The organism is Chryseobacterium sp. 6424, from assembly GCF_003692615.1.
Lineage (GTDB): Bacteria > Bacteroidota > Bacteroidia > Flavobacteriales > Weeksellaceae > Kaistella.
In genome coordinates, this window is record NZ_CP023540.1 from 1,784,288 (window position 1) to 1,810,191 (window position 25,904).

Annotated in this window: 24 protein-coding genes and 1 tRNA gene; 6 read left to right on the plus strand and 19 right to left on the minus strand. The window is 38.1% G+C overall.

The features are described 5' to 3' along the window. The first annotated feature begins 247 nt into the window (after positions 1–247). The gene (locus CO230_RS08260; RefSeq protein WP_122028163.1) at positions 248–1,459 is read left to right on the plus strand and encodes a site-specific integrase; all 1,212 of its coding nucleotides are present in this window, start codon (positions 248–250) and stop codon (positions 1,457–1,459) included. Between the two features lie 81 nt (positions 1,460–1,540). On the opposite strand, the gene CO230_RS08265 is transcribed toward CO230_RS08260, so the two are convergent. The 3 genes from CO230_RS08265 to CO230_RS08275 form a co-directional block, all read right to left on the minus strand. Next, positions 1,541–2,539 (minus strand): nucleotidyl transferase AbiEii/AbiGii toxin family protein, encoded by a 999-nt coding sequence (locus CO230_RS08265; protein ID WP_122028164.1) that lies wholly within the window; start codon positions 2,537–2,539, stop codon positions 1,541–1,543. A 1-nt stretch (position 2,540) separates the two neighbouring features. Further along, positions 2,541–3,164, minus strand: a complete 624-nt coding sequence (locus tag CO230_RS08270; protein WP_228438096.1) for a DUF6088 family protein — start codon at positions 3,162–3,164, stop codon at positions 2,541–2,543. 80 nt (positions 3,165–3,244) lie between these two features. Then, on the minus strand, positions 3,245–6,382 hold the full coding sequence (locus tag CO230_RS08275) for a type I restriction endonuclease subunit R (protein WP_122028165.1): 3,138 nt from the start codon (positions 6,380–6,382) through the stop codon (positions 3,245–3,247). 59 nt (positions 6,383–6,441) lie between these two features. Here CO230_RS08275 and CO230_RS08280 point away from each other — a divergent pair, with 59 nt between their 5' ends. Further along, positions 6,442–7,578 carry a hypothetical protein gene (locus CO230_RS08280; RefSeq protein ID WP_122028166.1) on the plus strand — a complete coding sequence of 379 codons (1,137 nt, stop codon included), beginning with the start codon at positions 6,442–6,444 and terminating at the stop codon, positions 7,576–7,578. Continuing rightward, positions 7,578–7,970, plus strand: coding sequence for a hypothetical protein (locus tag CO230_RS08285; protein ID WP_122028167.1), 393 nt, complete (start codon positions 7,578–7,580; stop codon positions 7,968–7,970). Before CO230_RS08280 ends, CO230_RS08285 begins: the two co-directional genes overlap by 1 nt. Before the next feature lie 115 nt (positions 7,971–8,085). On the opposite strand, the gene CO230_RS08290 is transcribed toward CO230_RS08285, so the two are convergent. From CO230_RS08290 to mce, 16 genes are all read right to left on the minus strand, one after another. After that, the gene (locus CO230_RS08290) at positions 8,086–9,192 is read right to left on the minus strand and encodes a DUF3644 domain-containing protein (protein ID WP_122028168.1); all 1,107 of its coding nucleotides are present in this window, start codon (positions 9,190–9,192) and stop codon (positions 8,086–8,088) included. A 9-nt stretch (positions 9,193–9,201) separates the two neighbouring features. Next, a complete protein-coding gene (locus CO230_RS08295; RefSeq protein WP_122028169.1) occupies positions 9,202–9,840 on the minus strand; it encodes a DUF4145 domain-containing protein in 639 nt (212 codons plus the stop codon). Positions 9,841–9,985: 145 nt separating this feature from the next. Next, positions 9,986–10,834, minus strand: coding sequence for a hypothetical protein (locus CO230_RS08300; RefSeq protein ID WP_122028170.1), 849 nt, complete (start codon positions 10,832–10,834; stop codon positions 9,986–9,988). Positions 10,835–10,953: 119 nt separating this feature from the next. Next, positions 10,954–11,412: a hypothetical protein gene (locus CO230_RS08305; RefSeq protein ID WP_122028171.1), complete on the minus strand. Its 459-nt coding sequence runs from the start codon at positions 11,410–11,412 to the stop codon at positions 10,954–10,956. Between the two features lie 11 nt (positions 11,413–11,423). Then, a complete protein-coding gene (locus CO230_RS08310) occupies positions 11,424–12,647 on the minus strand; it encodes a restriction endonuclease subunit S (RefSeq protein ID WP_122028172.1) in 1,224 nt (407 codons plus the stop codon). Then, positions 12,631–14,247 (minus strand): type I restriction-modification system subunit M, encoded by a 1,617-nt coding sequence (locus tag CO230_RS08315; protein WP_122028173.1) that lies wholly within the window; start codon positions 14,245–14,247, stop codon positions 12,631–12,633. Before CO230_RS08315 ends, CO230_RS08310 begins: the two co-directional genes overlap by 17 nt. Positions 14,248–14,369: 122 nt before the next feature. After that, complete coding sequence (locus CO230_RS08320; protein WP_122028174.1) at positions 14,370–15,716, minus strand: IS5 family transposase; 1,347 nt, start codon at positions 15,714–15,716, stop codon at positions 14,370–14,372. Between the two features lie 446 nt (positions 15,717–16,162). Continuing rightward, complete coding sequence (locus CO230_RS08325) at positions 16,163–16,747, minus strand: hypothetical protein (protein ID WP_122028175.1); 585 nt, start codon at positions 16,745–16,747, stop codon at positions 16,163–16,165. A gap of 33 nt (positions 16,748–16,780) precedes the next feature. Then, a complete protein-coding gene (locus tag CO230_RS08330) occupies positions 16,781–17,689 on the minus strand; it encodes a relaxase/mobilization nuclease domain-containing protein (protein ID WP_122028176.1) in 909 nt (302 codons plus the stop codon). Then, complete coding sequence (locus CO230_RS12445) at positions 17,655–18,131, minus strand: plasmid mobilization protein (protein WP_228438098.1); 477 nt, start codon at positions 18,129–18,131, stop codon at positions 17,655–17,657. The genes CO230_RS08330 and CO230_RS12445 overlap by 35 nt, the downstream gene beginning before the upstream one ends. 238 nt (positions 18,132–18,369) lie before the next feature. Beyond that, on the minus strand, positions 18,370–19,287 hold the full coding sequence (locus tag CO230_RS08340; protein WP_122028177.1) for a toprim domain-containing protein: 918 nt from the start codon (positions 19,285–19,287) through the stop codon (positions 18,370–18,372). Positions 19,288–19,561: 274 nt separating this feature from the next. Beyond that, entirely contained in the window at positions 19,562–20,749 is a 1,188-nt protein-coding gene (locus CO230_RS08345) for a VapE domain-containing protein (RefSeq protein ID WP_122028178.1), read from the minus strand. After that, positions 20,737–21,078 carry a helix-turn-helix domain-containing protein gene (locus CO230_RS08350; protein WP_078704759.1) on the minus strand — a complete coding sequence of 114 codons (342 nt, stop codon included), beginning with the start codon at positions 21,076–21,078 and terminating at the stop codon, positions 20,737–20,739. The genes CO230_RS08345 and CO230_RS08350 overlap by 13 nt, the downstream gene beginning before the upstream one ends. Before the next feature lie 256 nt (positions 21,079–21,334). After that, positions 21,335–22,246 (minus strand): hypothetical protein, encoded by a 912-nt coding sequence (locus tag CO230_RS08355; protein WP_122028179.1) that lies wholly within the window; start codon positions 22,244–22,246, stop codon positions 21,335–21,337. A gap of 124 nt (positions 22,247–22,370) precedes the next feature. After that, positions 22,371–22,444, minus strand: a tRNA-Ile gene (locus CO230_RS08360). A 75-nt stretch (positions 22,445–22,519) separates the two neighbouring features. Continuing rightward, on the minus strand, positions 22,520–22,918 hold the full coding sequence (gene mce / locus CO230_RS08365; RefSeq protein ID WP_122028180.1) for a methylmalonyl-CoA epimerase: 399 nt from the start codon (positions 22,916–22,918) through the stop codon (positions 22,520–22,522). 113 nt (positions 22,919–23,031) lie between these two features. On the opposite strand from mce, the gene rbfA reads away from it, so the two are divergent. The 3 genes from rbfA to CO230_RS08380 all read left to right on the plus strand — a co-directional run bounded on the left by rbfA (position 23,032) and on the right by CO230_RS08380 (position 25,784). Beyond that, a complete protein-coding gene (gene rbfA, locus CO230_RS08370) occupies positions 23,032–23,394 on the plus strand; it encodes a 30S ribosome-binding factor RbfA (RefSeq protein WP_122028181.1) in 363 nt (120 codons plus the stop codon). A gap of 21 nt (positions 23,395–23,415) precedes the next feature. Continuing rightward, the gene (locus CO230_RS08375) at positions 23,416–24,624 is read left to right on the plus strand and encodes an ABC transporter permease (RefSeq protein WP_122028182.1); all 1,209 of its coding nucleotides are present in this window, start codon (positions 23,416–23,418) and stop codon (positions 24,622–24,624) included. Between the two features lie 77 nt (positions 24,625–24,701). Next, complete coding sequence (locus CO230_RS08380) at positions 24,702–25,784, plus strand: endonuclease (protein WP_122028183.1); 1,083 nt, start codon at positions 24,702–24,704, stop codon at positions 25,782–25,784. The last annotated feature ends 120 nt before the right edge of the window (positions 25,785–25,904 follow it).

A 25,904-nucleotide genomic window follows, 5' to 3' on the forward strand; every position in this document is an offset into this window, starting at 1 on the left:
AAACCGCTCCGCAGCATGCGGAACGGTTGTGGCCCAGCTTGGGCTCGAACCAAGGACTTGCTGATTATGAGTCACTTTTTTTATGTTTTATTATATTTTTAGTTTAATTTATAATACTTTATTTCTCTCTGATTATCAATATTTTACACCGTTTTAATTTTCAGATTATTTTATTTTATCTTACTTTTACAACATAAATGTTCGTCAAATGTTCGTCAAATGTTCGTCAAAAATTTAAGATAAAATCATGACTACTTTTCAATTTACTCTCAAAAATGGTTCAAAAGCCAATGGTGAAAAAAGTATCGTTGCGCTGTTTATTAAAGACCGCAAAAATACCAGCTTATCAATTCAGAAATCGTGTAAAGAAGAACAATGGAGTTTTGAGACAGAACGGGTAAAAAAGAGCCATCCGGAATACCAAAAAATCAACACTTTTATTGAAAAATATAAAATGATTATCCAAAAAATCATCGATGATTTGGAGGATGAGAATATCCAGTACACCCTACCTGATTTAATTGACCGCATAAAAAACTTTAAGGGAAAAGGAAAGACAAAAACTTTTACCGAATTTATTTCTGAAAACACCGAAAATCTTAAATCTCTGGACAAATTAGGTTCTGCTAAAATTGAAAAGCAGACGCTGCAATCGCTACAAACTTTTCTTGGCAAAAAAGATATTGGGTTTAATGAGCTATCTTTCCAATGTCTAAAGAAATATGAGAATTATTGCGTTTTGAAGGGAAACAAACCAGCTACGATTGGAATGAGACTTCGCACGATCCGCTATATTTTCAACATGGCGATAAAGTCTAAAATTATTAAGGAATCTCAATACCCGTTTAAAGAATATAAAATATCAAGTGTAAAAAGCACGAGCAAAAAGGAATTTTTGACACAAGATGAAATCAGCAAACTTATCAATTACGAACCTGCAAATGAGTACGAACAATTTGCCAAGGACATGTTTCTCTTCAGCTATTACGGGCGCGGAATCAATTTTATAGATGTGTTAAAATTAGAAAAGAATGGCATATACAATGATACGGTTAGTTATCTGCGCACTAAAACCGGCGTTGCTGTACGATTTAAACTTACCGAGATTTCCAAGGAAATTATTGAACGGTACCAATCGGATCCTGAATCTAAATTGATATTTAGAATTCTGAAGGACAACAACACGGAAGTAACCTATGTAAAAAACAAGTCCGCCAAATATTTACAGGTGTATGTAAATCCTTATCTGAAGACGATGATGTCGAAACTAAAAATCAGCAAAAACATTACATACTATTGCGCAAGGCATTCCTTTGCAACTGCTCTCAAGTTTAATAATGTTTCAATTGAAATCATCCGTGAAGCATTGGGACATAAGGACATTAATTCTACCATGTCTTATCTCAATTCTTTACCTGATGCAAAACTGGATAAGATTATTGAGGATGTTATTAAATAGGGATTTTACTTTCTGTTCAACGAAACTGGTATTCAATGACATTGAAGTTGTGATTTTATCGAACATTCCTCGTCCTATAATCTAATCATTATTTAATATCTTCATAATTTCTTCCATTGTTTGAATTAAAATTTCAAAGCTTGGACTTTCCCCTACAATCATATTGCTTTGCATAATTTTATAATCGTTTCCCCATTCTTTAATCACTTCTTTGGGAGGAATAATATTGATAAATCCCTTTTTGTGATTTTCATAATTAATCCATTTGGAACGATTCATTTTCTCTCTAAATACCACAATCTTCTCAAAAAGCTCATCATCTACTAAAGCATTTTTACCATAATCGCTATAATAAAGTTGATACAAATCGAACAAATGACGACTCATCCTCTCACCTCTAATTCGATCTTTCGGTTTTGAAAACTCTTCATGAAGCAAAAGAATTTTTTCCAAAAAAGTTTTTGTCGGCACGGTAACCAATACTTCAAATGGCGGTAGTGAAAATGGAGCTTCTTCGTAATAATCTTCAATAAATGATTGAACCATTTTTCTCTCGGAAGGTTCGGTCATTGCTCTTGCGCCCATTTCAATTAATACCTTTTGTTGAACATAACTTTCTTGAGGCATTACACTTTTATAAACCAACTCTAAGTGATTAGGATCACTTAAATCGTCCACAATTTCTGAATATTTGATTTCGTAATCGTTTGGAGAAATACCCAAGTTCTTCAACTGGCATTCTAATTCTTCTCTAAAATCCGATATCACAAACTTCCCCGCAGTTTTACGCAGTTTCTTCATTTGTGTTATTGTGTCGGGCTCTGCAGAAAACCCCAATAAATTTCTATCAATAATCAAATCAACATCTTCGGAAAAGCGTTCGATAATTTGATACGCTTTGCTTAAAGAAGTTCCACCCTTAAAAATAATCTGATCCTTATATTTTGACTGAAAAACGGCGCGTAACACCATACAAACCCACCAATCCTTTTCTATTGCAAATGGCGCATAACCTGTAGATAAACCTAACTGATTTAAAGTTTCAACCCGCTGTTCCTTAGTAAGTTGTTGATGCCACATTTTATGATAGGTTTATATTTTTAATTCTTTTCTGAATCCAAACTGGTGCAAATTTCAGCTGAGAATTCAAGATATTTTCGTCTAATTTCTTAATATATGGGATAAGTTTTTCTTCAAAAGCTTGTGAAATATTTTTCTCGCCAGTAATTTTATACGCCTGAATGATAAGTTGCAGCAGGCCATCTTTTACAGCCAAATTTCTCGGAGAAGTTTTCTTGAACTTAATTTTGCTTTTCCCTATGTTGATTTCCCGTTGCGCACCATCGGTTAAATATACAGCGTGCAAAGGAATTTGAGTGGAAAGTCCGAGAAGATACATTGCCATAACCCCCGTAGGTGCAATCCTGGCTTTATCTCGTTTGGCAATCTCTTTAGCAATCTGTTCTATACTTGGATAAACAATTCCTAAAAGCTCATCCTTTTTTGGGTTTAAATAAATTCCATGAGCCAAGCGAACGACAACCCCTTGCTCTTCCAATCGACGAAGGACTTGGCGGATATTTTCTGGAGTGCCAAATTTTTGAAAATCTTCTGCGAAAAATATTTTTCCCTTTGAAGACTTCCTTATCTTGTTTTCTATTTGACTATGAGTATTTTGCATCACTTTTTGAAAATTATTTGTCACAAATTTAGTAAATATTTGTGACAAAAGATAGAGAGGCTACAATCGCTTTTGCAACAATCTAAATTAAAATTTTCAATTTCCTATTCCCTAAACCTCCTGAAATTTTCTGCCTGCTCAAAAATTTCTTTGTACACTTCGTCGCGGGTTACGGGTGGATAGCCGTGTTCGGCAAGCTTCAAAATTAAATCTACTTTCAGTTCGGCTTTGATGTCTTCTCTTTCGCTCCAGTCGGTATATTTGGCTTTGTCATCCACGATGATTTTGATGTCTTTGGCGAGGGCAATGAGTTTTTCTTCAGGATACTCAAATTTGTATTTGTCCCGGATTTCTTTCAGGATATCATAGAAAGATTTCTCCTCGAAGTCGATTCCTAATTGCTCGAAAGAATATTTCTCCGTTTTTAGATCGCGTAGCAAGTCCGCCATTTGTCCGGCAAGATCATCCAAAACATCGTTGGCCAAAACCATATCTTCACTTCTTTCATTGTATTTGTCTACAATCGTTTGAAGCCTTTTAGTGAAATCAACCCCTTTTACTTTATTCACTTTCTTGAAATCATCAATTGCCATTTTCAAAAGCCGTTGCAGAATCTTAATTTTCGTATTCGGAAGTTTAATGCGGTCGATTCTTTCCAGATACTCTTCACCGAAAATATCTATTTTTTCTCCTGCGTTTTCATCCATTTTGAAAACTTCTTCCACACCGTCACTTTGTACGGCTTCTTCCACCATTTTAGCAACGCGGGCGTTCATCTGCGCAATATCCGGTGCTTCTTTTTTCGTAAGTTTATAAATGATGGAACGAATTGCCACAAAATAATGGATCTCCTCTTTCTCAGAATAAGTAAACGCTTCCGATGAACAGCAGATGTTATACGCCTCCTTCATCTTCCGCACGATTCGCATAAAGCGCTTTTCCAAATCTTCAGTCGTTTGGACAAATTCTGCTGCTAAATTGAGGTTTTCCAATTGCTGAACCGGGCTGCCTTCAAAGTAGGGTTTAGTATTGAAGTTGTGGAATATTTTCCGCAGCAAATCCAACTGGTCTTTTACAATGGTAATGGCTTTATCAATGTCTTCAAACTCGTTTTGGTCTTCTTTATTGAATTTCGCCAAAGCATAATTCATATTGTTTTTGATGCCGATATAATCTACAACCAAACCTTTATCCTTCCCTTTAAATTTTCGGTTGACCCGTGAAATCGTTTGAATCAGAGAATGCTCCTGAATGGGTTTATCAATATAAATACTGTCCAGAAACGGTACATCAAAACCTGTAAGCCACATATCTACCACAATGGCGATTTTGAAATTGGATTTTTCCTGCTTAAACTGCCGGTCCAGTTCCTTGCGGTCGTCTTTCGTTCCGAGCAGTTCATACAAATCCTTTTCATCATCTTTATCCCTCGTCATCACCATATTGACTTTGGCAATCGGTTTTAACTCCTTCATTTCCTTTTCAGAAAGTTCTATGCCGTCCTCATGCGTTTTGATGATGCCCCATTCCGGGCGGAGTTCTAACAGTTCTTTATAAAAATTGTACGCAATCTCCCTGCTCGAAGAAACAAACATCGCCTTTCCGCATACCGTTGCACCTTCGTTTACCCGATTTTCATAGTGTTTTACAAAATCTTCTGCAACGGCTTTCAGCCGGTCTTTGTCGCCAAGAATGGCATTCATTCCGGTAGTCGCTTTTTTGCTTTCTTCCACCTGATATTCGCTGGAACCTTCTGCCACGCACTGGGCATAGTATTCTTCTATCTCTTTTAGTTTTTCCGTTTTCAGGATTACTTTTGAGGCACGGCCTTCATACACAATCCGTACGGTGATTTCATCCTGAACAGATTCGTTCATCGTATAGGCATCTACCACATCGCCGAAAACTTCAAAAGTTTTGTCGATCGGTGTTCCGGTGAACCCTACATAAGTGGCGTTGGGCAAGGACTGATGCAGATAATAGGCGAAACCGAAACTGGTCTTCACCTCCTTATCGGTGATTTTAAGATTTTTATCGAGGTTAATTTGCGAACGGTGCGCCTCATCCGAAATACAGATGATGTTGTTCCGCTCGGAAAGCAGTTCGGTATCTTCCGCAAATTTGTGGATGGTGGTGAGAAAAACTCCGCCACTTTCTCTGTTTCGCAACTGGTTTCTCAGGTCTTCGCGAGATTCTACGCTTACGATATGATTATCACCAATGAAGTTTTTGGCGTTGGTAAAAGTTCCGGACAGTTGCTCGTCCAAATCGGTACGGTCGGTGATGAGGATGATGGTAGGACTTGCCATTTCTGTACTCCGCATCAGCAAGCGAGAAAGATATAGCATGGTGTAGCTTTTCCCGCATCCGGTGGCTCCGAAATAGGTTCCGCCCTTGCCGTCGCCCAAAGGTTTCCGGTGGGCTAAAATATTTTCGTACAGTTTTCTGCTGGCGTAATATTGCGGATACCGGCAGACAATTTTCTCCTGCTTCTTGCCGGTGTCCGGGAAAAAGATAAAATTGTGAATCACATCACGAAGTCGGTCTTTATTGAATAGCCCTTTGATCATCGTGTAAAGCGAGGCAATTCCGTCTTTGGAAATCTTTTCGTGGCTTTCGGCTTTTCGCCAACCGTAGAAAAATTCGTACGGCGCAAAAAGCGAACCCGCCTTATTATTCACTCCATCGCTGAGCACCAGAAACGCATTGTATTTCAGCAGTTCGGGGATGTCCCTTTTGTAGCGGATGGTGAGTTGCTTGTAGGCATCGTGGATGGTGGTATTTTCCTGAATGGCAGTTTTAAATTCAAACACCACCAAAGGAATTCCGTTGATGTACAGAATACCGTCCGGAATTCTTTTTTCCGAACCCTTTATCTCCAACTGATTCACAAAGTGGTAGATGTTTTGGTCTTTGTCGGAATAATCGATGAGCTGGATGAACAAATCTTTTTTAGAGGCGTCTTCGCGTTTCAGCGTGAAACCATCGGCAATGAGTCGCAGAATATCACGGTTGCTCTCGTAGAGCGCCGAAGAGGAAAAATATTCCAGTTTCAGGATGATTTGCTGCACCTCGCCCGGCGAAATATCCGCATAAATCTGATAGAGGAAATTTTTTAAATCCTCTTTCAGCAGTACCTCTTCCAGCGTTTTGTGGATGTGCAACCCAGAAGTATGCGGTATGCCCTGCTCTGCCAACAAGGATATAACGCTTTGCTCTAATTGGGATTCGGTGAATTTCATTAAAAAATGTTAAAATATTAATTTCTAATAACAAAAATAAGTATTTTAGCAGAGAATTTATGGAAAATAATCAAAACACTTTTATTGCGCCAAAGTTAACAGGTTCTCGTTTTGATGACCATTCTATACCCGTAGATCTATTAGAAAATTTTGCAGTTCTTCAAGATTTGATTTTCGACATTGCAAAAGACATTTATTTAGAACAAAATCCCGAAAGACAGCGCGTTCCTAAAGGTTTTACAGATGATGTTTATTTAAAACTAGTGGATGTAGATCCGGGAAGTGCAATTGCTAAATTTATTTTGGCAAGCACTATCGGCTTATCGTCCGGTCTTTTCCCAAAAAACATTGAATATTTCGAACAGGCAAAAGATAAATTAATACAATTTGTTGAGCAATCAGAAAAAAAAGAAATTACACCCGAATTCAAAGACAAGTATAAATTTTATTTCAATAGATTAGGTAAAAACTTATTAGAAAACGAAGAATTGATATTAAATCCTAATTCTACTTCCCAGTATAAATCAGCAATCAATATCACTACCAGGAAACAAATTATACTTTCATCGAATAATAACCGCGAATACAGCAGTTCTATTACAATTAATGCTCTGGTTCACGAACTGGATCAGGACAAAAAAACTTTTGGTATTACTTTCGGCGAAACGAAATTGCAAAACATACCCTGCGGAGATTTTTTCCATGAAATTCTTTCTGCATTTGTAGAGTTTAAAAACAATGCACTTATATCTATAAAAGCCACCGGTATTTACAATAGCAATGATAAACTGGTTAAGATTGATGAGATAGAGTCTGCCAATATTCTCGATCCGCTGGATGTCTCCGTAAGACTTAAAAATCTTTCCGAATTGAAAGACGGTTGGTATCATGGTGAAGGTAAGGGATTGAATTCTGAAAATCTGAAAAAATTTGAGAATGCTTTTTCATCTTTTTATGATTCACACCTTCCACTTCCTGCAATTTTTCCTACCATTGATGGCCATATACAATTAGAATGGTCTATTAACCAGTCTGAAATATCCCTCGAAGTAAATACAGATGACTTTACAGCAGAATATTTTGCTTCTGATATTAACAGTGATGATTTTGAAGAAGTTCACTTATCATCATTATTACAGGAACACGCCTGGGAAACCATTAATAAAGACATTTCATTAAAAATGATAAAAGTTTAATGAAAGAGGAAACACTATTACACAGACAAATACACCCCACATTTATTTTGGGAAAAATTATATCTGCACAAGTATTTGAGATTTCATCCCAAGTCTTTACTCCTACGCCGAAAGATGATTTTAAATTATCGGTTTATAATGGTGAAAAATTTACTCCAAAAGAATCTTATGAACATTATACCAAAGAATTAGTTTCTGCCGGAACTGCTTCTGTAACGATACGCGAATGTAAATCTCAGGTACTAAATGTTACAGAAGATAATGATCCTTTTGATGGACATAGTTACATTGATTATACAGGATTATCAAACGGTGAAATAAAAGCAAAAGCAAAAAAACTTAAGGCTATAGCCATAACCCGTGGTTTAACCTATATTCCTGAAGAATATTAAAACCGCGAGATTCTCGTTAAATCTCGCGGTTTTTAAATAGTTTATTGGGTAGGCGGTAGGCCCTGCTCTGCCAACAGGGATATAACGCTTTGCTCTAATTGGGATTCGGTGAATTTCATTGGTTATTTATTTGAAAATCTTCTAAATTTAATTTCTGTTTTTTATCATATGAACCTTTCCAAACAGTTTTGGTTAGTTTTTCCAAGGAAATGTTTTCGACCAAAAATTTCACCCATGCTTCTTGAAATACATAATCGTCGTGAACTTCATCATAATGGCAAAAATTTGTATTACAGTCAAAAGGATCGTTTTGCCCTTCATCTTGTGCAGTCGGCCTAATTGAAAATGCATAGTACAAACATTTCAAATCAAAATGATTAATTTTTTTTGAAAGCTCAATTTCGTCGTTAACAAGCCTTATTACTTCGCCAGGTTTTAATTTTCCAGGATTTAATACTTCTTTATGAACTACCTTATCTTTAATAATCGTAGTAATTTTTTCATAATTAAATCTATCTTCTTCAGAAAGATTATTCCAATTAACAAATTCTATTGCTAAATCACTCCTATTTGTGTTAGAAATCTTGGGAACTTGAATTAATTTAATACTGTACTCCTGTGAATCAAAAACATCATTAGGTAGTGCATTTTTATATCTATCAATAAATTCCCTCAAATCTTTAACCTCTTTGGAAAGTAACGTTTTACTGGCAATACTTTGCCCGCTAGTTCTAATTCGGGAAAACTGCAATGCAAACGATAGTGATTCATTCAAAGCATATTCTTCACCAAAAAAATCTATTAGCTTGCTTTCGAAATTATAAAGTAAAGATTGGCATTCTCCAAAAATCGTGATACCAATTTCATCTTTTTCAATATGTCTATGCTCAATTTTATTTCTCAGTTTTATAAAGAAATCTAGATTAGCTTTTTGTGAAAGGCTTAGTTGTCCATATTTAGTAATGCATGTTTTCAGTTCCCATGCTTTTTTTTCTCCTTCAATTAATTCATATCGTCCACTTTTATTTTTATAATAGAATTTATCACCAATGGTGTAGTGGAAATGCGCTTGAAACAATTTAGTCCATGCCATAATCATATTTGTAATATAGCCTTCGACTCTATAATTAGTCCGGGGCTTATTATAAATCTCTACTGCTAAAAGCGCACATTCAATCGCATTTTCGAGAATAACCTTTGTCTTTCCTTTTCGTAGTTGCATTTTTATATTTTAATCAGGCATCTCTTCCAAAATTTGACGTGTTGTCTCTTCTGTTTCGATCCAAGAAATTGTAAGGTCGATAAGTTTTTTTAAACTTTGAACATCCTTCCCTTCCCATTTTCTTTCATAGTGAGTTTCGTCATTTCCCAACCAAACTGCTCTTTTTGCAACATTTTTTATATTATCACTTTTAATGTAATCATTTATAACTGGCATTAACATTTTGGCTTTAATTTCACTTTCTTTTTCGGGATATAATTTGCAGGAATAATCCTTTATTAAAAATTCTAAAGCTTTTCGGAAGCCTACACCCGAAATCTGGTCAAGATTGTAGTGTTCTGCAGTTTCAGCTTGATTGTATATGGTTATAAAATTTGGTGAAATACTAGAAATTATTTCACTAAATTTTTTAACTTCAAGAAACCCTCCAATAGCATTTTTATAAAAATAAGTGTTCGATTGTAACTTTTCGTAAACAGTTACAAAAGCCTTTCCACAAGCCAAATTTGTGCATATTATAAAAAAACTTAATTCAGAATTTTTTAATGAATGTGAATTAGTTTTTGGAATTATGTGTTTATGGCAGTAAGGACAAAAATCTATAATTCTGCCAATATCGAATACCCGACTATCCAAATGTATTTGCATAATTTTATTGTTTTTATTTCGCCATCGCGATTTTCCTCAGCAGCCGTTTTTTTATTACTTTACATTTTAAATCATAAAATGTCCTTTACTTTTAACTAAGTCTTTGCTCTAATTGGGATTCAGTGAATTTCATGGTTTTTATTTTTTAGACAATTTCGTCGTCATCAGTTTCGGTAGATAAATCATCAATTGCTTTATCTATAATATCTTCCTTTTCAGCTATTTTTTTCTTTGCTCTATTTTCTAAAATTGCTACAATTTTACTCATACCTGGGATTCCATCCAATTTATCAATGGCGATTTGGAATTTATAGCTTTGCTCTAGAGCCTCCATTAATGGGTGATCAGAAGCCTCATAATTTGAAATTAACTTTCCTGGATTTTCTGACGAAACTTGTAGAAAAGCAGAAAGTAACCGATATCTTAATTCTTCACTCTCTTCATGATCATTAAGATTATTTATTTGCTTGGATAGTCCTTCGTATGTTTTACTTAAAACCTCTTTATGAGAATACTCTTCGATTAATCTTTTTGAAAGATTAAGTTTTTTATTTGCCGAATACGTAAACCAAAGTACTGGTATATAGATAGGAATTATTGCCAAAACTAGCCGTGGCAATTTGAGAATGGTTTCCTCAAGTTGATGACCACTAAATATATAATAAATACTCACGCACACAGGTAATAAACTGACAGCGATCATCATATATATACCTCTATTAAAACTTTTTCGTAAATCACTTGATTGTTGCATTTCTTCCGTTCTTTTTGCTGAAAATGCCGAGGACAAACCAGCTGTCATTGCATTGGGCAATAAACTTTGTATTTCATCTATATTAGCTTTATATCGATCTTTATGATCTGACTCAAAAAGCGAGAATTTTTCTTTATATTCTATATTAATACTATTAACTCTATTAGTAGCCACATTAATTGCAGTATCTAACTCAGAATATATTTCTTCAAGTTGTTCTTTCTTTCCTGGAATATGCATTGCAGACCCATCTTCCTCTTCATCATCATATCCAAAAATATCTTGATATAACTCATCAATGTCTTTTACTCTATTATTAATTAGAGAGAGTGAAGTTTTAGATTTGTTAGCATTATTTTCTACAGAATTAATAAAACCTTCAATTCAGCTAGTTTTTCATCTAAATTTGGATAATTTTCAGTAAATGAATCGATTTTATCAATTCTTTCGCTTAATTCCGAAAAATTATTTTTTGCTTTCTCGTCAATTTGTTCAATTTGTGTTTTAAGAACTGTAATTTCATCCTTCTTACTTACTATCTCGTTGAAAAAACTCTCCGCATCCTTCAATTTTTGCTCAATATTAGAAACAAAAGTAGTTGCTTCATTAAATCTCTGCTCACTTCTATTCTTATATTCTGCTGCTTTTCGCGAACTTTGAAATGCTTCAGATTGAGATTCAGATGTTTTGGAAACGATTTCTTTTCTAATTTCATTATCCTGCGCTTCAAGTTTAGTTATTCTTTCCCATAACTTCTTTCTCTCGTCTTCCAGATACTGAACTTTCTTTTTCAAATCTTTATCTTCAAAAAATGCCATAGTTAATGTTTTTAATTTTCCACCGCCATTTTACCCAGCAGCAGGCTTTTTAGTTCTTCGAATTTTTGGGTTTGTCTGGTAATTAGTTTTATTTTTTTTATTAAATTACCTATTATTCCATCATATTTTTTAACTATTTCATTTTGGGGTATTAAAATCTTGAATGCTGTTAATTGCGGAACAGTTAATTGATTTTGAACAGAACCTGAATCGTCGAATTCAAATTTATTAATGTAATCAAAAAGATATTTTGCAAAAAAATCTTCATTCGGTATTACTACAATTAATCTTACAATAGGAACAAAAGGCTCATCTCTTAAAACACAAAATCCAATTGTACCTCTTGCGGAAATAGAAATGCTTTTTTTGAAAATTTTTGCCTCGTTTGTAAATCCATAAAGACCTTCATCGGTAACACCATTTGAATAAATGGGAATTCTACACTCAGTAGACTTAATGTTTGAAAATACATTGGGTCTGTCACCTCCCGCTGATAGCGTTGCAATTTCTTTAATCGGTTGCAAATTCCACCCCTCCGGAATTTCCTTGCCCAGTTCTTCGTTGTATACCATTTTTCCTCCGGAAGATTTGTAAGTTGGGTGGGTGGTTGATGGTTGATGGTTGTGGGATTCTTTGCTCTTTGTTCTTTCTTCTTTGTTCTCAACCGGAAATTCAAAATCCTCAAACCAATGCTTATAAATGGTTTGTGCGGTTTCCTCTAATTTCCAGCAAAGTTTTTTGTTCAACAGGATGCGCTGCTCCACGGCTTGGTATTCCGCAACGATCTCTTTTTGCTTTTCGAGGGAGGGCAAAGGAAATTTCATATTCAAAAAATCTTCCCACTCCAAACTTCCTCTTACACCACCAACGGCCAAAAAACATGCTTCGCGGTCAAACTCGCTTCGCGTAAACCACATCATAAGATAATCTGGAGAAAGACTGCCTTCATCTACAATTTCAAATATTGGATAAGCTTGCGATATAATACCGGGCTCGTTCTTTTTCCATAACGCAACGGGCATCTTTTTATCTCTGCGCACTTGCATAACGCTACACGCAAACTGATTTTTGCGAATAATCTTGTAAGTGGACATATCTGTTCCCACCACATTTGCAACAGAAGTAATGAAGTTTTTATTAATGGTCAAACCTGCCAAATTGCTTATTTCCAAATTCCGGTTACGCTCGTCCACCAATCGGATATAGTCGCCCAGTCTTTTATAATTCGAATGCATACCCCAATTTTTCAAAAACTTTCTTTAAATCCTCATTGCTCTGCTGCTCTTCTTTCAGCAAGCCTACGATGTCCTGTTGAAGCTCCGTCATTTTCTCATGATAATCCACATTCTCATCGCGGTTTACAAACTCGATGTATTTGCTGGGCACCAATGAATAATCTTTGTTTTTAATTTCTTCTTTCGTGGCAGAATAGCAATATTCTGGGATGTTCTGGTAGGAAATACCCTCAACAATATCTTCATTGGGCGTCCACTGTTTTGTGGTTTCATCGTAGTTGTTCGCAGTCTGCCAGCGATGGTAGGTATGGGCGATATTGTAAATGTCGAGTTCCGAAAACTGCGTGAATTTTTTCTCAAAAGGAATCCCCTTTTCCCGCAAATCCATAAACAGGACTTCATCCACACGGTGGCGATAGCGGCGTATTTGGTCGCCTTTTTCCACGGTGTGTTGCTTTTTATTTTTGTTCAATATCCAGAGCGTTACGCTGATATTGGTAGTATAAAACATATTCTGCGGTAGAATGATGATGGCTTCCACGAGGCCGTTTTCTACGAGTGTTTTTCGGATGGCTTTTTCCGTGCCGTCGCCACTCAGCGCACCGTTGGCAAGGATGAAGCCCGCCACGCCGTTCTCGGAAAGTTTGGAAACCATGTGCAAAATCCAGCCGTAATTGGCATTGCTGGTAGGCGGAACTTCGTAGCCGTTCCATCGTGGATCGTCCACCAGTTCATTCGCAGCACGCCAGTCCTTTTGATTAAAAGGCGGATTGGCCATAATGAAATCGGCTTTCAAATCCTTATGCTGGTCGTTGGAAAAAGTGTCTGCCGCCACCTCGCCAAGATTTGCGGAAATCCCGCGGATAGCGAGGTTCATTTTTGCCAGTTTGTAGGTGGCATTAGTGTACTCCTGCCCATAGACGGAGATTTGCTTCTTGTTGCCGCTGTGCTCGTTTACAAACTTTACCGACTGCACGAACATTCCACCGGAACCGCAGCAAGGATCATAGATTTTGCCCTCGAAAGGTTCTATCATCTCAGCAATCAAGTTTACAATGGATTTTGGGGTGTAGAATTCGCCTTTGCCCTTTCCTTCCGCCAAAGCAAAATTGGAGAGGAAATATTCGTACACGCGACCTACCAAATCGTGCTCCTTATCCGCAATGGTATTTATTTGATTAATGGTATCCAGCAATGCCGAAAGTTTACTCACATCCAGCCCCAGTCGGGAAAAATAATTATCAGGAAGTGCACCTTTCAGCGCAGGATTGTTTTGCTCTATCGTAAAAAGCGCGGTATCTATTTTCAGGGCGATGTCGGATTGCTTCGCCTGCTGCATCATGTAGCTCCAACGCGCTTGCTCGGGTAGATAGAAAACATTTTTCATGGTGTAGAATTCCACCATGTCGGTAAACTGTTCTTTGCCTTCGGCAATGAGTTCCTGTTTTCTTTCTTCGAAGGTATCTCCTGCAAATTTCAGGAAGATGAGACTGAGGACAATGTGTTTATATTCAGCAGATTCCACAGAACCCCGCAATTTGTTTGCGGAATCCCAAAGTGTTTCTTCAATGGATTTGGACTTGGTAATTTTTTTGGCCATTCAAATTATCGTTATTCTTCAAAAATAAGAAAAAATAACTTTACTATATTTTCTTTTAATTTGATTCTCTGAACATCTCGGTTCTTTTTCTTCAGGTAGAATCTCGGTTAGATAGTCGTTCCTTAACAAAACCCACTATTTAATTTATTTTTAAAAACAGGATTAGAAAACAGCATAATTTGTATCTTATAAAATAAGAAAATAATTTTCTGTTTCAGTAGTTCCATCATTTTCTTCATGTTCCAAGCGGTTGCAGCTAGTAATGCATTGATTTGTGGTCCCGTTTCTCCCATGAAGTAATTTTTTGCCAGCCTAAAATCGGTTTTTAAATGTCCGATGATAGGTTCTATTGCCGCTCTGGTTCTAAATTTTTTGCGCTTTGTCTGCTTTTGATAAGCAGTGTCTTTTTTTCTTGGAGTGCTTGGGATGGAGATTTTCACGCCCTTTATTTCTGATTTTCCTCTGCCACCTCTATCGTAAAGGAGTTCTTTTGGGAGCTTTTGACCACCGGTTTCCATCTGTTCCAAAAGTGGTTCTATGGTGTGACCATCGTAAGGAGTTTGCAAAAATGCTTTAATCCCGAGAATGATTTTCTTGCCTTTGTTGGCGGTGGTTATCAAACCTACCTTATTCCCAAATTCATACTGGCTATGCGCTTTTCCTTTGGCAATACATCGGGTAAAAGGCTTGTGAATGCTGTAAATTTTATCGGCATCGTTTCTTTTTTGTGTGACAACCTTGGTGTATAATGTCATTAAATCTTTATAAAATTCTTGCTGTTCTGCATTAAAATTCCGTTGCAATTCACGAATCAGTCTCATGGCGATGGTTTTGAGCTGTCTTTGAGATTTCCTTGCCGCTTTTGCCCGCTTGGGATGTTTTCCGTTGTAGGTGTTGCGCACCATTTGTTTGCTGACTTTTGTGTAGCGTTGTCTTTGTTTTATGCCTTCATTTCCGGCTATTTTGTTGCAATAATCAATCACTTTTTTGCACAATTTTGCATCGGTAGGAAAAGAGGTATTATTCTCCTGAACGGTAGTATCGGACAAAACAAAATTTGAGGTGTTCGTCTTGGCATCGTGCATTCTTACGCTGTAGGCAAAGATTTTTTCGATACCTTTTTCGCCAATTCTTTTTCGGAAATGAACAAAATTACTCGGGTCACAAGGAAATTCGTGTTCAAAGAAAACACTGCCACAAAAATGCTGCATATAAGGATTCATGATCCAGGCTTTTTCCAACGTCTCATCGCCCAAATTATACAAATGTTTCAGTAGCAAACAACCCACCATAAACCGAATCGGATGGCTCGGATTGCCCACTTTGGAATACAAGGGCGAAAATTCTTTCTCAAAATAATTCCAATCTATTTTTTCTGAAAGTAGAACAAGTTCATGCTCGTGGTCAATAAAATCCACCAACATTGGGCGGAATAATTCTGGCTTCTTTTCTGGATTTTTCCCCAACATATTTGCAAGGTTTTAATGCTCTAAGATACAAATTCTTGCAATAAAAAACAAGCTATTCTAAACCCAAAATACTAATAATCAGTAAATTATAGGTGGTTTAAGGAGAGACTAGATAATATTAGCCAAGATTCTACAATTTTTTCATTTTTCAAGTAAAACCTTCACTACCTATGATTTTTCGAGAATTTAAATTCCAAATGCAGAATCCTCTAGCTCATAAAATTTTATGATGTTACCCCCTTAAATTGATAATATTTTTAATGCTTTTATAATAATGTTCTTATTTTTCACCTGCTTATTAAAATCTTCATATGTGAAAACAAAATCTTTAGGCATAGTTTACTGTATTTAATATATAATCAGGCATCTACAAGGTTTTTAGCCTTGAAAATTTATAATAAAATGTCCAGTTTTTTAATAAAAAAACTGGACAAACAACACTTGATTCACCTACTCTCATACCCCTCCTTAAACTTCAAGAACTTTTCTGCGTCCTTTGGATTTTTCTGCATCCATTTGTTCATCAGCATGGTGTTATGTTCCAGCTGCTTTACTTGCGCTGTTTCATAAATCGCCTTGTTTTCATTCTTGATCTCCTTGAGGATTTCCTCTCGAACCTCGGTCTTGGTGCGGATGCTCTCTCGGTACCAAGTTTTTCCGAGATAAACAGTTGCTGATAAAATAAAAAATGTAACCAGCAATATAGCCAGGATTCCGAAAAACCAATATTTAACTGTATCTGATTTCTGATGGAATTTTTCCAGATGCTTTATAACGTCCGGAGATAATTCTGCGATAATATTGTTGGGGATGGATTTAAGCAATTCCTGCCGTTTTAGATTTTCTTCATGTGCCAGTGCTTGGATTTTCTTCACATCCTCCTTGATGTCGCAGTACATGTGGAAAATCGCCTTCCCCGAAATTTCTACCGCCTTATTACTTTCTATGACGCGGTGCAAAAGTTCGATGCCTGCATCTTGTGAAGAATAATTTTCTGTATTCTCTTGGTTGTTAAATTCGTTGTTATTCATTTTCTTTTTTTTATTGATGTTTTTTTTAAAGACCTATCGCCTCCTTTTTCTCTTCCTCAGCAATTCGTCGTCAGCCGCCGGTGTGTAGCTCGGTTTGAGCAGTTCCTTCACGGCATTCTCAATCTCCTTGAGGGCTGATTTTTCCGGATGCTTTATTTCGTTCGTTTGCGGATTACTCTGACTGAAAATCGCCGAATGGTGGTTTTCCGCATTCCGGTTTAGGATTTCTTTGATGTCCTTAATCTTCAGTTTACTGGTGATCTCCGAAAGTTTGTAACCGGGATGGTACTGCCTCTGGGTTTGGTCGTTTATGTCCTTTAATCTAACAATCCGCATCCCCGAAATACCGTCCTTCACATTCTGCGAGAGCGTCACTCTGTAACCACATCTCCGCATATAATCCACCAAGTCGTCAAAATTTCTTGAGACCTTCAGACAGTTTTGCAGAACTTTCAGCATCTGCTGCTTTTTCTCTTTCCCTATTTCCACATCTGTTTTCAGGTTCATCTCTTTGCAGACATTTCGAACCGATTCACCAAAGCGTTTCCCGATATTGGCAGATTTTACCGTGCATTTACCATAAACATCTATGCGGTTCACGATGAAGTGGATATGTTTCTGCTTCGTGGAATGGTGGACATCCAAGACGATCTGGTTATTTTCTGTAAGTCCCACATCCTTCAATGATTTTAAAGCCAGTTCCTTCAACTCTTCGTTCGTCAGACTGTCGCCAATTTCCTTTGGTGGAGAAATGTAACCCGTCAAAGCCCATTTCTTTACATTCGGATTTCTCTCGGCGACAATCTTCATCTCTTCAAATCTTTCCTCCGGCATTGTTGAAAGCAGGTTGTTGGAATAAACACATTCCGCCGTGCCTTTGTCATTACCGTTGTATTCAATCGCAATCTTACTGATCCTCCTCGTCGTTGCCGAATTGTTCATGCTTGATGATTTGTTGGTAGAGGTATTCCCGGATCAACCTCGTTGTGGTTTGAATTTCCTCAAGAATCTCTTTCTTGTTTTCAAACTCATTCCATTCTCTGTTCCGGAGCAGATTGGATATCCTTATAAAATTGTTGCCGTAATTCAACAGAACCGCGTCGGTTTGAAACTCGTTTATTTTGAGTTCTTTTTCGGTTGAAACCAGTCTTAAATATTTTGATATTTTGAGTTTGTAGAAGTCAGCCTCCTTTTGAATTTTCTCAAACTCCTTTTCGGTAAAACGAACTGAGACTACCTTCGAAAATTGGTTCGCCGTCTTCTTTTTCAAACCTCCCTCTCTACCGATTTCGCGAAAGCGGTTCCTTCTTTTTTCTTCTGCAACCTTTGCAATTTGCTGCTCGGAAATCTGTCTTACAAACTGTTTTAAAAAGTCATTTTTCATATTGTGTTTATGTGGTGTTTAATTTTTTTATAATTTTAAACTATGGGCTTGAATCGTAGTTCCAGACATGCGTTTCCGACGATAGGAGGAAACCAAAATGTTCCAATTTTACGATGAGCGGATACGCTTATTGTAAACATTGGGTACTTTTTGCACTAAGTACATGGCAAGTTTTTACCCAGCTTTTTTAGAGCATTCCACCTGTGCTTATTTTGCGCAGGCCGGCTTGTATGAATCTTCATCTTTTTCTCCTGTAAATATTCCGGTTTCCCTCGGACTCGTGTATGGCTGTTTGATTTTTTTCAAGCTTATTTTCAAGTGTCTTTTCTTCCTGTGATATCAGGAAATCATTCAGATCTTGATGACGGAAATATTCATTCGACCGGTCATCTGCCTCCGGGAATATTTTCAAAATTGAATCCCTGCACTGTTCGCCGGCGCGGTCGTTATCCAAGTACATTTCGACAGATTTATAATTTCCAAAAAGCCCGGATGCCTTGTGAACCATGGCGACAGAGTTCAGAATTAGATAGTCGGAAGGTGTCTTTTCTGGTTCTAAAATTTTATGGGAGAGGTAATCGGTAAAGCCCTCGAAAACCTTGAGGTTTTCAGAATTATTTTTTATCGTGGTGATATCCTTTTTTCCAAGACAGATTTTGGAAAAACTGCTGCGGATTTCGTAGCCTCCCGAATCGTTTTTAAAACCGAGCCCAAAATATCTCTTGTCGTTAATCCGGTAGTGGACTTCGCTCAATGCCGATTTTTGTGACTCGAGTTTTCTTGATTTCAAATAGTCTAACAATGCCGGGTGAATAACTTCCTTTACTTCGAGAATTTGATTTGTATTTTCAGTAGTAATTGCTTCCGTCACACTCGGCTTTTTATAAGAAAAATCGAAACGAGAAAGATATTCAAGAGCATCGGATACAGTGCATTGTTTGAGCTCCTGAACTATCGACACGACATCGTATTGTTTTCCAGTGCCAAAATCAAAGGCAATATTTTTCACATAATTCATTAATAAACTTGGCGTTCGTTCTTGTCGATTGATAGCATAATAATAGGCTGTTTTCGGATGTTCTTTGCTTGGGAATAGAGAAAAACTTTCCATTACTTCTTTGATGCTGATATTCTCGTTCGCTTGTTTGCAGTTCATTTTTTGTGTTTTTTAAAGTTTATCTTTTTATATCCAGTTATGTTTTTACCGTTTTTCCATACCTGCCTACTTAAATATTGAATATCAGTTAGTTATATTAATTAATGACTTACCTTGTTGTTACCTGTTAATTGGATCCCTTCTTTAACTATGGTAGTTTTTAGGTAAAGTCTTATCTATTTGATTACCTTCATAAAAATTTGAAAATGAGTTCTGTAAGTCCACTTAGGTAAGTAGGTAGGATAAATTGAATGTCAAGGATTTAAACTTTCTTTCAGTCAATCTTTCTTCGGATCAGGTAGCCGTAAACCTGCAGTTTCGGATGCTTGATTCTTTCATACTTGAGCCTGGTGAGCGCCTTTCCGACCTTGATGTTGTTCAATCTTAAATTCAGGGCGTTGTTCATTGCCACAACGATGTCCGTCGCCGTAAGAAAATCCTTGATGTCCTTCGATTTCTCGAAGTGTGCGGAAACGATTTCCTGCTCAAGTGAAAGCTGGGAAAACTGCTCGTTCCTCAGCTCATTAGCCTCTATGTCCGAGAGCGTCATTTCCGGTTGGTAAATTTTTCTTTCAAAAGCATTGTGGTACGCCTGCGCCCATACCTTGTCTATGTCTATTTCCTTGGAATAATTGAAGTTAATGCTTAAAACTTCGAAAACCAGCCACCTTACGCTTCCTGTCTCGTCGGTAAGGAAATCTGTTCTGTTGGTGGAGGCAACAAAGGAACATATCCTATCCATGTTCTCCGGCTTCCGTCCGTAAGGCACCCTTACTTTTGCGCCGCCCATCGAGATGAAGGATTTCAGGGTGTTGACATCCGATTTGGACAGCACGGCCAGCTCGTCCGCATTGAGGATGAAATTTTTGCAGATGGCAATGATGCCGTCCTTGTCCACTGTGACATTTTCGGAATAATAATCCCTGAGCCCGTCCGGGATGAGGAACCGCAGGAAGGTGGTTTTGCCCGTGTTCTGTTTGGAGCTTGCCAGCACGAGGCACTGCTTGTTGACATAGTCTTTCTTCAGGGCGCAGAGCACGGCGCGGGTCAGCCACTTCTCGAGGTGGTAGCGGAACGCTTCGCTGTCGTTGGTCCGGACAAATCCCGCCAGCTTCCGGATATGGTCTTCGCCGTCCCAGCCCGCGAGTTTTTTAAAGTATTCCGCTATCGGGTTGTATCTCTTTATCAAGTGGCTCCGTACGAGGATCTCCAACTTCTGCATGGTGATCTGCATCCCGGCCTGTACGAGTTCTATCAGCAGGGAGTTGATGTTTAGCTCCGTCCAGCTGTCCTTTCCCTTGAGCGATATTTCTATCTCCAGGGCGATGGCGTTAAAGCGAAGGTCATACTTGCTTTCAAGATACTTCATCACCATATCGAAAATGGTAGTGGTCTCGGAAGCGGTTTGGTACAGAACAGGGATTTTTTGCTCCTCAGCCGGCTTGTTGGTTATTTCTTCCATCGCTCCAGAATTTCCTGCTCGAATGCGTCATAGTCATCATTTTGTATTTCCTCCACATTATCCCCCAGAAGATAAGCTTCGAGGTCCTCTTTGCGAAAGTAGATTTTCTTTTGCCCCTTCTTTTTGTAGGCCTTCAATTTGCCGTGGTGTTTGAGTTGGTAGAGATAGTCCGGATCCAGGTTGAGGAACAGCGCAGCCTCTTCCTTAGAATAGATGTTCTTGGTTCCGAGGGCGAGCATCTGTAGCGCCTTCGAGGTAAACTCTTTTTGCGAGTTTACCAAAGTGGACATTTGGCTTTCTAGCGCAGCTAGTCTTTCTTGGTCTTTCATTTCGTTGAATTTTGTTGAGGCCAAGATATTTCCCAAAGAAAAAGCCGCCTAAAAGCGACTTAAAAAGTTTTTTGTAAAATAAAACAACCTAAAGAAATGTGCATTTCGCAGGAGGTTTTGTTTTATAATATATTATGAAATTTAATTTTAAAAACGATAAAAAATCGCATTTAAATAATTGATTTACAATAAAATGATTAATCTAAAATATTTATCTGACAAATTGAAAATACCCATATTCCTACTAAAAAAGACATCAAGAAAGATATTTCGACAAATTTTTAGAATTTATGGGCTGGTTTTCTAGTTCTCCCTTCCGTGTCAGGGCGGAAGCTGTTTCGTTTATGATTTCGGCAGTCTCCGCCTGAGAATATTTTTCCGCCTTACATTTTTCAATCAGGTCGGTATATCGGGAGAAGAAGTCAAGGATAGGTTGAATACTCACGCCGTTTCGTGGAATTTTTGTAAAAATAATCTTGCCATTCTTTCTTTTTCTTAGCAGAAAATCCTCTAGCGGCTGTCTAGATTCCTCACTTATAAAATACTCCGTCATAAGGTTAGATATATTCAAATTTGTCGTGTTCCTTAACTCAAATGGAAAGTCCGAGGTTTTCAGCAATCGGTTATTTTCGTCAGCCAATAAATGAATCTCGGTGCTGATATCCTTATGAATCTGTATCTCTCCTGCTAGGCTTTCCTTAGTATGCTGAATTTCTTTTTTCAATTCGGCAGCATGATGGGTAACCGTATCGGCAGCATTTTGCTTCTCCAAGAAAACAAAGCGTTCGTCATATCTCTTCCTTTGAAATTCTCGAAACGCTTTCAGAGGTTTTCCGGGGTGATCCATTTTTGCCTCAAGCAATACCAAAATAATGATCTGTATAACGATATAGAAAAAGACTTCAACAAAGTCCGGCTCCATCTCCTGTATCTGCATCAGTATCTTTACGCCCCAGAAAAATGAAAGTACAACGGATATGGCCAATCCCGACACCACTATTAAAAAACGGTCTGTGTTCCAACTGTTATACCAACTGGCTTTCTCTGAACGATAATAATTGATAGCAAATGGGCTTACAGCGAACCAGATCCGGCCAAGAAGAAAGCTCGGAATGAGTATTGTGAAAATTAGTATCGTGGTATAAGCGACAAGATATATACTATCCATTTAGTTTCTATACAAAATAACAGCACTAATATAGCAATAAAATAAATTTAAAATGTTCGTCAAATGTTCGTCAAAAATAAAAAAAAGACACTTACAAAATTTCGTAAGTGTCTGATTTTTAGAGTGGCCCAGCTTGGGCTCGAACCAAGGACTTGCTGATTATGAGTCAGCTACTCTAACCAACTGAGTTACAAGGCCAGAAAACAGATTCATGGCATTCCTCTGTTTTGCGAGTGTGCAAATGTAAAAATTTTTCCTATATCATGAAAATTTTTATGCTTTTTCCTGACATAATTCTACCAAAACCCCATTCGTAGATTTCGGATGCAGAAACACTACCAGTTTATTATCAGCGCCATCTTTGGGCTCTTCAGAGATAAATTCAAAACCTTCATTCTTCAGACGCGCGATTTCTTCCACGATATTTTCCACCCCAAAAGCTATATGATGGATGCCCTCCCCTTTTTTACCAAGAAAACGGGCAATCGGGCTGTCAGCATTGCTGGCTTCTAGCAGTTCTACCTTACTGTCGCCCACTTCATAAAAAGAGGTGGTAACGCCTTCGCGCGCTACCTTTTCCTGTTTATAGGATGATTTCCCTAAAAGTCTCTCAAAAAGCCGGTCGGAGGTTTCCAATGATTTCACGGCGATGCCTATATGTTCAATTTTCATGATTCACAAGTTTAAAAAAATCCAGTGACAGTAACAAATCATGCAGAACAAGCACTGCATTTCATCGATATTCCGTCTCTGAAAGTATCAAACAAAAATACTAAATTTGCACTATGAACGAAAGTAACAGACAAAGAAAAGTAGCACAGATTATACAGGAAGACCTGGCAGAACTCTTCCGTAAGCAAGCCTCGGAAAGCGCACAGAATTTTCTGGTGACCGTTTCTGATGTTAAAATAACAGCAGACCTTAGTATTGCCAAAGTGTACCTGAGCATCTTCCCGACTCATTTCCGCAAGCAGATTATGAAGGAGATTGAGGACAACAAATCTGCTTACCGAAACTTCATGGGTCAGAAAATGGGCAAGCAGGTAAGGATCATCCCTGACCTTCATTTTTACCTCGACACCACGCTCGATGATGTGGAAAAAATAGAAAAAGAACTGAAAGGCGAAGGCGACAACCCTATTCTGTAACTCCTGATTTTGCTGTAGGTTTTGAAGAATACGCCGATTTACATTGCTACACGCTACCTTTTGGCCAAAAAAGGCAGCACCGCCGTTACGTTTATTACGTGGCTCGCGGCCATTGCCATGATGGTGGCTGTTACGGCGATGTTTATCATTATCTCGGTATTCTCCGGTTTAGAAGATTTGAACAGAGATCTTATCGCCAATCTTCATGCAGACGTTACAGTGAAAAGCGCTTCGGGAAAGACGCTGCGCAACCTCGGCGAAACCGAGAAAATATTGCTTGCTGAACCCGAAATAGCACATTTCTCGAAAGTGATTGAAGAGAAAGTGTACCTCAATTTCCGAGGTAACGGTGATATTGCCAACCTGCGCGGCGTAGATTCGGCGTATATTTTTGTAAACCCCATCGATCAGAATATTTTTTACGGTTCTTATCCAAGTTTTAAATATTCTAACGAAGTATTGCTCGAAAACAAACTCGACAACCGCCTCAGGATCCCTGTTGGGGAGAGTTCGGAAGTCGCCAGCCTCATGATGCCCAAACGCGGTACCGGCATCATCAGCAAAGAGGAAGATATCTTTAATAAACGAGACATCTATGTTTCCGGTGTTTTCCCCGGGAACGATCAGCTTGATAACACCATCATTTCTCCCATCGAACTTACCTGGGAACTTTTAGAACTTCCGAAGAAATCTGCCTACCAGATTGTCATCAAACTTAAAAATCCTGAAGCAGCGGATACGGTTAAAGCAAAACTGGCAAAAAAACTGGGCACAGACTATCTACTTACCACAAAATCTGAAGAGAATGCCGCCTTCTGGAAGATGATAAACACCGAGAAACTTTTTATCTATCTCATTTTCGCGCTGGTAATTTTCATCACCACCTTTAATCTGGCGGGGGCCATCATCATCCTTCAGCTTGATAAAAAGGAGCAGGCGAAATCGCTTATTTCCCTTGGGCTTAGTCTAAAATCGCTTCGTTACATATACTTTTATACCGGTATCTTAATCGTAATTTTCGGGTTGCTGAGCGGTTTGGTTTTAGGCACAACCATCAGTTATTTCCAGATTGAAACAGGTTTTTTTAAAGCCGGCGCGGGATCTGACCTGCCTTTCCCGGTACGGATCCGGGCCGTGAATTATTTGGTTGTCGCGGCTACCGCAGCAGTATTCGGACTTGTGGTCTCCTGGTTCTTTTCAAAAATCAACAGGGTTTATTTCACCAAATAAACTTCACCTTTCAGTAATTTTAATCTTTAATGAAAGTTGGTAAGATTTATTAACTTTGTTTCCTATATTGAACATCCATGAAAAAAATCGCCTCATTTCTGCTGGCTTTCATCGTTTCCGCAGTTTTTGCACAGCCAGCGAACTATTATAATGGGACTGCCGGATTGACCGGTTATGCCCTGAAGACCAAACTTTTCGAAATTATCTCGAACGGGCACATTGACCGAGGCTATGGCAGCCTGTGGGATGGCTACAAAGTTGGTGATTTAGATAAATATTACGAAAATGACAATTCGATCCTAGATATTTATTCTGAAAAACCTGCCGGTCCCGATGCGTATAGATATACCCCTGGCACCAACCAATGCGGTGGCACTACCCCATCATCAGAAGGTGGTTGCTATAACCGCGAACACCTTTTCCCGCAAGGATTTTTCAATGAAGGTGCTCCCATGAAAAACGACTACCACCATGTGAGGCCTACTGATAACGTGGTAAATGGTAAGAGAAATAATTACCCTTTCGGCACGGTAGGTACAGCGAGTTGGACTTCTACCAACGGCTCGAAACTCGGTACCAGTAATTTCCCCGGCTATGGAGGGACGGTGTTTGAACCTATTGATGAGTTTAAAGGAGATGTGGCGCGCAGCCTGCTCTACTTCATTACCCGATATGAGGATAAGGTGCAGGGCTTCGATACCAGCAACGTGCACAACCCACAGGATGGGAGCAGAACCCGCGTTTTCGAGCAGTGGTACATTAATCTGTTGATCAGTTGGCATTTGAAAGATCCTGTTTCGGCATTTGAAATCGCAAGAAATAATTATGCATACACCTTCCAGGGAAACCGGAACCCTTATGTGGACCGTCCTGAATTCGTAACGATGATCTGGACTTCTACACTCTCCACCACCGAAACATCCGAAGCGGTAAGCACCCTGCGAATTATCCAAAATCCGATAAGCAATGGAGAACTGAGGGTTGAGGGGAAAAACCTTTCAAAGATACCTTCAGCACAAATCATCTCTGCCACCGGACAGGTTGTTCAGCAAATTCCCCAACCTTTCAAGAACGGGAATAGTATCAAGCTTCAGCACAGAAACAAAGGCGTTTATTTCCTGAAGATACAGCAAAGGACTTTTAAATTTATCATTCCATAGAATACTTTGAGCCGACTAAAAGTCGGTTTTTTCATGTTTAACAGAATCATGGTTAAATATCATTATATATAGCATTCACTACAATAATTGTTTGTGTAACTTTGTGCTCCAATTTATTTT

Coding starts and splice junctions, on each gene's coding strand:
- CO230_RS08260 (WP_122028163.1), top strand. CDS start 248: ATGACTACTTTTCAATTTACTCTCAAAAATGGTTCAAAAGCCAATGGT.
- CO230_RS08265 (WP_122028164.1), bottom strand. CDS start 2,539: ATGTGGCATCAACAACTTACTAAGGAACAGCGGGTTGAAACTTTAAAT.
- CO230_RS08275 (WP_122028165.1), bottom strand. CDS start 6,382: ATGAAATTCACCGAATCCCAATTAGAGCAAAGCGTTATATCCTTGTTG.
- CO230_RS08280 (WP_122028166.1), top strand. CDS start 6,442: ATGGAAAATAATCAAAACACTTTTATTGCGCCAAAGTTAACAGGTTCT.
- CO230_RS08285 (WP_122028167.1), top strand. CDS start 7,578: ATGAAAGAGGAAACACTATTACACAGACAAATACACCCCACATTTATT.
- CO230_RS08290 (WP_122028168.1), bottom strand. CDS start 9,192: ATGCAACTACGAAAAGGAAAGACAAAGGTTATTCTCGAAAATGCGATT.
- CO230_RS08295 (WP_122028169.1), bottom strand. CDS start 9,840: ATGCAAATACATTTGGATAGTCGGGTATTCGATATTGGCAGAATTATA.
- CO230_RS08300 (WP_122028170.1), bottom strand. CDS start 10,834: ATGCATATTCCAGGAAAGAAAGAACAACTTGAAGAAATATATTCTGAG.
- CO230_RS08305 (WP_122028171.1), bottom strand. CDS start 11,412: ATGGCATTTTTTGAAGATAAAGATTTGAAAAAGAAAGTTCAGTATCTG.
- CO230_RS08310 (WP_122028172.1), bottom strand. CDS start 12,647: ATGCATTCGAATTATAAAAGACTGGGCGACTATATCCGATTGGTGGAC.
- CO230_RS08315 (WP_122028173.1), bottom strand. CDS start 14,247: ATGGCCAAAAAAATTACCAAGTCCAAATCCATTGAAGAAACACTTTGG.
- CO230_RS08320 (WP_122028174.1), bottom strand. CDS start 15,716: ATGTTGGGGAAAAATCCAGAAAAGAAGCCAGAATTATTCCGCCCAATG.
- CO230_RS08325 (WP_122028175.1), bottom strand. CDS start 16,747: ATGAATAACAACGAATTTAACAACCAAGAGAATACAGAAAATTATTCT.
- CO230_RS08330 (WP_122028176.1), bottom strand. CDS start 17,689: ATGAACAATTCGGCAACGACGAGGAGGATCAGTAAGATTGCGATTGAA.
- CO230_RS12445 (WP_228438098.1), bottom strand. CDS start 18,131: ATGAAAAATGACTTTTTAAAACAGTTTGTAAGACAGATTTCCGAGCAG.
- CO230_RS08340 (WP_122028177.1), bottom strand. CDS start 19,287: ATGAACTGCAAACAAGCGAACGAGAATATCAGCATCAAAGAAGTAATG.
- CO230_RS08345 (WP_122028178.1), bottom strand. CDS start 20,749: ATGGAAGAAATAACCAACAAGCCGGCTGAGGAGCAAAAAATCCCTGTT.
- CO230_RS08350 (WP_078704759.1), bottom strand. CDS start 21,078: ATGAAAGACCAAGAAAGACTAGCTGCGCTAGAAAGCCAAATGTCCACT.
- CO230_RS08355 (WP_122028179.1), bottom strand. CDS start 22,246: ATGGATAGTATATATCTTGTCGCTTATACCACGATACTAATTTTCACA.
- mce (WP_122028180.1), bottom strand. CDS start 22,918: ATGAAAATTGAACATATAGGCATCGCCGTGAAATCATTGGAAACCTCC.
- rbfA (WP_122028181.1), top strand. CDS start 23,032: ATGAACGAAAGTAACAGACAAAGAAAAGTAGCACAGATTATACAGGAA.
- CO230_RS08380 (WP_122028183.1), top strand. CDS start 24,702: ATGAAAAAAATCGCCTCATTTCTGCTGGCTTTCATCGTTTCCGCAGTT.